General features: G+C 63.8%; 4 protein-coding genes. 3 read left to right on the top strand and 1 reads right to left on the bottom strand.

Features of this window, described 5'->3' with window-relative positions; translation table 11 throughout:
* Nucleotides 1-103: 103 nt before the first annotated feature.
* On the top strand, nucleotides 104-508 hold the full coding sequence (locus JWQ24_RS09650) for a helix-turn-helix transcriptional regulator (protein ID WP_299807030.1): 405 nt from the start codon (nucleotides 104-106) through the stop codon (nucleotides 506-508).
* Nucleotides 509-693: 185 nt separating this feature from the next.
* On the opposite strand, the gene JWQ24_RS09645 is transcribed toward JWQ24_RS09650, so the two are convergent.
* Nucleotides 694-2,373 (bottom strand): methyl-accepting chemotaxis protein, encoded by a 1,680-nt coding sequence (locus JWQ24_RS09645; RefSeq protein WP_299807038.1) that lies wholly within the window; start codon nucleotides 2,371-2,373, stop codon nucleotides 694-696.
* 478 nt (nucleotides 2,374-2,851) lie between these two features.
* Between JWQ24_RS09645 and aspS the strand changes: the two genes are divergently transcribed.
* Both aspS and JWQ24_RS09635 read left to right on the top strand, forming a co-directional pair.
* Entirely contained in the window at nucleotides 2,852-4,762 is a 1,911-nt protein-coding gene (gene aspS, locus JWQ24_RS09640) for an aspartate--tRNA ligase (protein ID WP_299807028.1), read from the top strand.
* A 53-nt stretch (nucleotides 4,763-4,815) separates the two neighbouring features.
* Nucleotides 4,816-7,122 carry an NADP-dependent malic enzyme gene (locus JWQ24_RS09635; protein WP_299807026.1) on the top strand — a complete coding sequence of 769 codons (2,307 nt, stop codon included), beginning with the start codon at nucleotides 4,816-4,818 and terminating at the stop codon, nucleotides 7,120-7,122.
* The last annotated feature ends 100 nt before the right edge of the window (nucleotides 7,123-7,222 follow it).

The raw sequence follows: 7,222 nt of genomic DNA, 5'->3' as shown, positions 1-7,222 counted from the left end.
TTCCTTAATTCTAGGGCCATTTTCATTTGCCTAATTTGAGTTAGCATTTCAATCATAAGTTGAAAATAATGCTCCCCGGCACAATCCCCGTAACACTCCCAATTTGCAAGACCTCGCCGGGCGACATCAACAAGATCGAGGCGCGACTGAAGATGACTATCGAACCGCACGAGGAAGCGAAACGATGAGCAAGGCAAAAAGCACAAAAAGCAGCGGCAATGTTTTTGCCGACCTCGGTATCGCCAATGCCGATGAGCATCTGGCGAAGGCCGATACCGTCATCGCCATCGCTTCGCGGATCAAATCGAAGGGCCTCACCCAGGCTCAGGCTTCCAAGCTGATCGGGCTGGCACAGCCTGATGTATCGAAGCTGATGCGCGGACACTTTGCCGGCTATACCTACGATCGCCTGTTCGGTTTCTTGATCGCGCTCGGTGAAAAGGTCACGGTCACGGTCAGTACGGCGACGTCTGCGAAGGACGCCAAGCTGAAGCTGGAATTCGCGTAGGGCTCTGATTCAGCTCACTCGCATCTTGTCCCGGACGCAGTGCATTGCGCCGCCTTGGGCGGCGGAGTGCGCTGCAGAGCCGGGACCGTACCGAACGCCGGTGCCCGCGACGGTCCCGGCTCTGCGGAGCAGCACTCCGTGCTGCGCCGCGTCCGGGACAAGCCGCTTCAGTCCCGCCGGATCGCTTACGCCGCTCTTACCGTATGCAAAAACTTGTCGACTTCGCTCTTCAGCCGGCTGCTCTCGATCGACAGGGACTGCGCGGCGGACAGAACCTGGCCGGAGGCCGAGCCGGTCTCCGAGGTGCCGCGGTTGACCTCGGTGACGTCGTGGGCGACCTGGGTCGAGAGCTGCGCCGACTGCTGCACGTTGCGCGCAATCTCCTGCGTCGCCGCGCCTTGCTCCTCGACCGCCGCGGCAATCGCCGACGACACTTCCGAGATCATCGTGATGGTGGCGCCGATCTCCTTGATCGTCACGACGGTGTCGGCGCTCGCCGCCTGCATGCCGGCGATCTGGGCGCTGATCTCGTCGGTGGCGCGGGCGGTCTGCGACGCCAGTGCCTTCACTTCGGCAGCGACCACCGCGAAACCGCGGCCGGCGTCACCCGCGCGCGCGGCCTCGATGGTGGCGTTCAGCGCCAGCAGGTTGGTCTGCTCGGCAACGGCGGTGATCAGCTTGACCACGTCGTCGATGCGTGCGGTGGCTTCCGATAGTTTGGCGATGCTCTGGTTGGTCTTCTCGGCCTGCAGCACGGCGGTCGAGGCGATGCGGTTGGATTCGTGGACCTGACGGCCGATCTCGTTGACCGAGGAGGTGATCTCTTCGGTGGCGGCGGCGACCGACTGGATGTTTTCCGACACGGTGTGGGAGGCGGACGCGGCCGAGCCGGACAGCGTCATGGTGACGTCGGAGGTCCGGGTCAGCGTGGTCGCCGAGGCTTCCAGCTCGGTGGAGGCGGAGGCCAGCGAGCCGACCAGTTCGCCGATCATCGTTTCGAAATTGCGGGTGGCGTTGCTGATGGTTTCGGCGCGCGCCATGGTCACGGCGGAGGCCGCGCCGGCGGCCTGATCGGCGCTGCGCTTAGCGATCAGCGCGTCCTTGAAGATCTGCAGCGCGCTGGCGATGCGGCCGATCTCGGTGCTGGCGCCCTGGTGCGGAATCTCCGCCGACAGTTCGCCGGAGGTCAGCTGGCCCATCGGCTTCAGGATCGAGGCGATGCCGCCGGCGATGTCGCGGACCAGGACGATCGCGGCGCCCAGGCCCAACACCACGGCGGCGGCGAGCAGGGAAATCATCAACCGGATCGCGCCGAAATAGGTGTCTTCCGCCGTCTTGCCGGCGACCTCGGCGCCCTTGTCGTTGAGCTCGACCAGCTTCGCCAGCGTCGCATCCAGCGCGCGGCCGACCGGCACGACCTTCTTGGCGTTGATGTCCTTGGCCGCGGCGAGATCGCCCTTGGTGGCCAGGGCCTGGACATCGATCGCGCCGGCGATGAACTCTTTCCACTGCGCATTCAGTTTGTCGGCGAGTTCGCGCTCCGCCGGCGACGATACCAGCGGCTCGTAGGCCTTGGCGGCCTTCTCGAAGTCGGCCTTGCGCGCGGCTAGATTCTTGTCGACGTCGGGGCGGTCCGCATCCACCACGATCAGGTGATCGCGCAGCACCGCGCGAAACCGAGCCGATTGCACCCGCATCTCGCCGATCCAGCGCACGCTCGGCAGCCACTGCGTCTGGATCGCCTGGGTCGCCGCGTTGATGGCGCCCATCTGGACGAAAGAGAGGGCGCCGATCGTCGCGATCACCAGAAACAGGAAGGCGACGATGGCAAAGAGCTTTGCGCTGATCGAATATCTGGCGAGCACGGAAAATTCCTCAATGTTCATGACGCAGCCGTCGAACGGGACGGAGCGGAAACGCGGCAGGCAACACGCGCAGCAAGTTCCAGTTGAAGAGCCTGCCTTCAAAACGGGCAGGGTTCACCCCGCTACCCTGCGACGAGGTCCTCAAGGTTTGGTAAACTTTGCATAAAATACCGCCGTAAGTGCTTGATTTGGTGTTTGAATACCTTGCGCCGCAGCATCCATGTACCGCTGTGGTCAGGCCGGGAGATCGGGTTTAGTCGCAATTGCAGACACTTCCCGCACTGCGTGCACGGCAGGCTGCGGGACGCGGCGGCTGCAGGGATGGCTGCCAATGCGGAAAAGGCCCGCACGCTGCGGCTGCTCAGTTTTCGGGACACTGCGGCCGCCGCCGCTCGGTTGCCGCGCCCGGTCCGGTCGGGTAAACCCTGCGCTTCGCGCTGGCCGCGATTCCGCCCTCTGACGCACTTCCAGGATTTTCATGCATCGCTACCGGTCTCACACCTGCGGCGCGCTCCGCGACAGCCATATCGACCAGACCGTCCGCGTGTCGGGCTGGTGCCATCGCATTCGCTACCATGGCGGCGTGCTGTTCATCGACCAGCGCGACCATTACGGCCTGACGCAATGCGTCGCCGACCCGGAATCGCCGGCGTTCAAGGACGCCGAGCTGCTGCGCTCGGAATGGGTGGTGAAGATCGACGGCCTGGTGCGCCGTCGTCCCGGCGGCACCGAGAATGCCGATCTGCCGACCGGCGCGGTGGAGATCTACATCAAGTCGATCGAAGTGCTCGGCGCCTCGGCCGAACTGCCGCTGCCGGTGTTCGGCGACCAGGATTATCCGGAAGACATCCGGCTGAAGTATCGCTTCCTCGACCTGCGTCGCGAGAAGCTGCACCAGAACATCATGACCCGCGGCGCGATCGTGGACTCGATGCGCAAGCGGATGAAGGAGCAGGGCTTCTTCGAATTCCAGACGCCGATCCTCACCGCATCCTCGCCGGAAGGCGCGCGCGATTTCCTGGTGCCATCGCGCATTCATCCCGGCAAGTTCTACGCGCTGCCGCAGGCGCCGCAGCAGTACAAGCAGCTATTGATGATGTCCGGCTTCGACCGCTACTTCCAGATCGCGCCGTGCTTCCGCGACGAGGACCCGCGCGCCGACCGCCTGCCGGGCGAATTCTACCAGCTCGATCTCGAAATGAGCTTCGTCGAGCAGGAAGACGTGTTCGCCGCCGTGCAGCCGGTCATCACCGGCGTGTTCGAGGAGTTTGCCAAGGGCAAGCCGGTCAACAGCGACTGGCCGAAGATTCCGTACGCGGAGTCGCTCCGCAAGTACGGCTCCGACAAGCCCGATCTGCGCAACCCGATCGAGATGCAGAACGTCTCCGAACATTTCCGCGGCTCCGGCTTCAAGGTGTTCGCGCGGATGCTGGAAGACGACAAAAACCAGGTCTGGGCGATCCCCGGTCCGACCGGCGGCAGCCGCGCGTTTTGCGACCGCATGAATTCCTGGGCGCAGGGCGAAGGCCAGCCGGGCCTCGGCTACATCATGTGGCGTGGCGGAGAGATCACGCTGGATACTTCAAAACCTGATCAAAAGAAGGATCAGGAGATTGCCGATCGTCTTATCAAAGAAGGCAAAGTCGTTGAGGCGAACAAGTATCTAGGACTGAACCCGACGGAATTGGGTGGTGAGCCAAAAGTGGTGGGCGCTGGTCCGCTCGCTAACAACATTGGTCCCGAGCGGACGGAGGCGATCCGACAGGCTTTAGGTCTCAAGGAGGGCGACGCCGCGTTCTTCGTCGCCGGCGATCCCGCGAAGTTCTACAAGTTCGCAGGGCTTGCGCGTACCCGTCTCGGCGAGGAATTGAACCTGATCGACAAGGAGCGCTTTGCGCTTGCCTGGATCGTCGATTTCCCGATGTACGAATATAACGAGGACGACAAGAAGGTCGACTTCTCGCACAACCCGTTCTCGATGCCGCAGGGCGGCCTCGACGCGCTGAACACGCAGGATCCGCTGACCATCAACGCGTTCCAGTACGACATCACCTGCAACGGCTTCGAGATCGCCTCCGGCGGCATCCGTAACCACAAGCCCGAAGCGATGGTGAAGGCGTTCGAGATCGCCGGCTATGGCGAGGACACCGTGATCGAGCGCTTCGGCGGCATGTACCGCGCCTTCCAGTACGGCGCGCCGCCGCACGGCGGCATGGCGGCGGGTGTCGATCGCATCGTGATGCTGCTGTGCGGCACCAGCAACCTGCGCGAGATCTCGCTGTTCCCGATGAACCAGCGCGCCGAAGACCTGCTGATGGGGGCGCCTTCAGAGGCTTCGCCGAAGCAGTTGAGGGAAGCGCATATCCGGCTCAATCTGCCGGAAGCGTGATCTGATCTACACGACGTCACTACATCTTTGAGTTCGGTTGCGCGGGAGCGTCCATGTCATCCTCTTCTGAAGATCTCGCCAAGGCGGCGCTGTCCTATCATCGCCTGCCTCGTCCCGGTAAACTCGAGATCCAGGCGACCAAGCCGCTTGCCAACCAGCGCGATCTCGCGCTGGCCTATTCGCCGGGCGTCGCCGCACCCTGCCTGGCGATTGCCGCCGATCCCAATGAAGCGGCGACGCTGACCGCGCGCGCCAACCTGGTCGCCGTGGTGTCGAACGGCACCGCGGTGCTTGGCCTCGGCAATATCGGACCATTGGCTTCCAAGCCGGTGATGGAAGGCAAGGCGGTTCTGTTCAAGAAGTTCGCCGGCATCGACGTGTTCGATATCGAGATTGCCGCCGACACCATCGAAAGCGTGGTCGCGACCGTCGCTGCTTTGGAGCCGACGTTCGGTGGCATCAACCTCGAGGACATCAAGGGTCCGGAGTGTTTCGAGATCGAGGCGCAGCTCAAGGCGCGCATGAAGATCCCGGTATTCCACGACGACCAGCACGGCACCGCCATCATCGTCAGCGCCGCGATCACCAATGCGCTGCTGCTCAACGGCAAGAATCTGAAGGACTGCAAGATCGTCTGCTCCGGCGCGGGGGCGGCGGCGATCGCCTGCCTCAATCTGCTGGTGCACCTCGGCGCGCAGCTCAAGAACATCTGGGTCTGCGACATCGACGGCGTCGTCCATGAGGGGCGCAACACGCTGATGGACCGCTGGAAGGCGGTTTATGCGCAGAAGACCGACGCGCGCACGCTGGGCGACGTCATTGGCGGCGCCGATATTTTCCTCGGCGTGTCTGCGCCAAATGTGCTGAAGCCGGAAATGGTCAAGGCGATGGCGGACAAGCCGCTGGTGATGGCGCTGGCCAATCCCAATCCGGAGATCATGCCGGATGAGGCGCGCAAGGCGCGGCCGGACGCGATGATCTGCACCGGGCGTTCGGACTTTCCGAACCAGGTCAACAACGTGCTGTGCTTCCCCTTCATCTTCCGCGGCGCGCTGGATTGCGGCGCGACTGCGATCAACGAAGCGATGAAGATCGCCGCGGTGGACGCCATTGCGCAGCTCGCGCGTGAGCCGCCCTCGGATGCGGTGGCGCAGGGCTTCGATAACGAGACGCAGGGCTTCGGCCCGGGCTCGCTAATCCCGAGCCCGTTCGATCCGCGTCTGATCCTGCGCATCGCGCCTGCCGTTGCCAGGGCGGCGATGGAGTCCGGCGTGGCGTCGCGGCCGATCGTTGATTTCGACGAGTACCTCGCCGGTCTGGAGCGCTTTGCATTTCGCTCCGGTCTGGTGATGAAGCCGGTATTCGCTAAGGCGAAGACCCAGCCGGTGCGCGTGATCTACGCCGAAGGCGAAGACGAACGCGTGCTGCGCGCGGTGCAGGTGGTGCTGGAAGAGAAGCTGGCGCGGCCGATTCTGGTCGGCCGGCCTTCGGTGGTCGGTGCGCGCATCAAGCGCCTGGGTCTGGCGATCCAGGCCGGCGTCGACTTCGACCTCATCAATCCCGAGGACGATCCGCGTTACCGCTCCTTCGTGCAGTCCTACATCGACGTCGCCGGACGCCACGGCGTCACGCCGGATGTGGCGCGTACGGTGGTGCGCACCAATGCCACGGTGATCGCGGCGCTCTCGGTCGTACGCGGTGAGGCCGATGCGATGATCTGCGGCGTCGATGGTCGCTACATGGGTCATCTGCGCCACGTCCGCGAGATCATCGGTTTCCTGCCAGGGGTCAGCGACTTCGCGGCTTTGGCGCTGATGATCTCGAGCAAGGGTGCATATTTCATTGCGGATACGCAGGTGCGCGTGAATCCGAGTGCGGAAGAACTGGCTGAGGTCGCAGCCCTGGCCGCGATCCACGTGCAGCGCTTCGCCATGAAGCCGAAGATCGCCTTCGTCTCGCATTCGGATTTCGGCAGCTACGATTCCGACTCCTCGAAGAAGATGCGCCGCGCTGCCGCCTTGCTGCGCGAGAAGCATCCGGAGATCGAGTCCGACGGCGAAATGCAGGGCGATTCCGCGCTCTCCGAAGCTGCGCGAAAACTGGTGCTGCCGCATTCCAAGCTGGAAGGCGTCGCCAACGTCATGATCATGCCGAATCTCGACACCGCGAACGTCGCGTACCAGATGATCAAGGTGCTGGCGGACGCGCTGCCGGTCGGTCCGATCCTGATTGGTCCGGCGCGGCCGGCGCATATCCTGACGCCGTCGGTGACCGCGCGCGGCATCCTCAACATGACGGCCGTCGCCGCCGTGGAAGCCCAGGAGCGGGCCGCGCGCCCGCAGCCGAGCCTGTTCGGCTAGGCTCCGTCGTCGAATGAAGTTGCCGCGATCCTGTTCGCCTCTCCCCGCAGTGCGGGGAGAGAACGGATTGACACGCGGGGTGCGTGGCTCGCCCCCTCGT

This window comes from Tardiphaga sp., assembly GCF_028290495.1.
Lineage (GTDB): Bacteria > Pseudomonadota > Alphaproteobacteria > Rhizobiales > Xanthobacteraceae > Tardiphaga.
This window is presented reverse-complemented; position numbering and strand designations above follow the sequence as displayed.

Coding starts and splice junctions, on each gene's coding strand:
- JWQ24_RS09635 (WP_299807026.1), top strand. CDS start 4,816: ATGTCATCCTCTTCTGAAGATCTCGCCAAGGCGGCGCTGTCCTATCAT.
- aspS (WP_299807028.1), top strand. CDS start 2,852: ATGCATCGCTACCGGTCTCACACCTGCGGCGCGCTCCGCGACAGCCAT.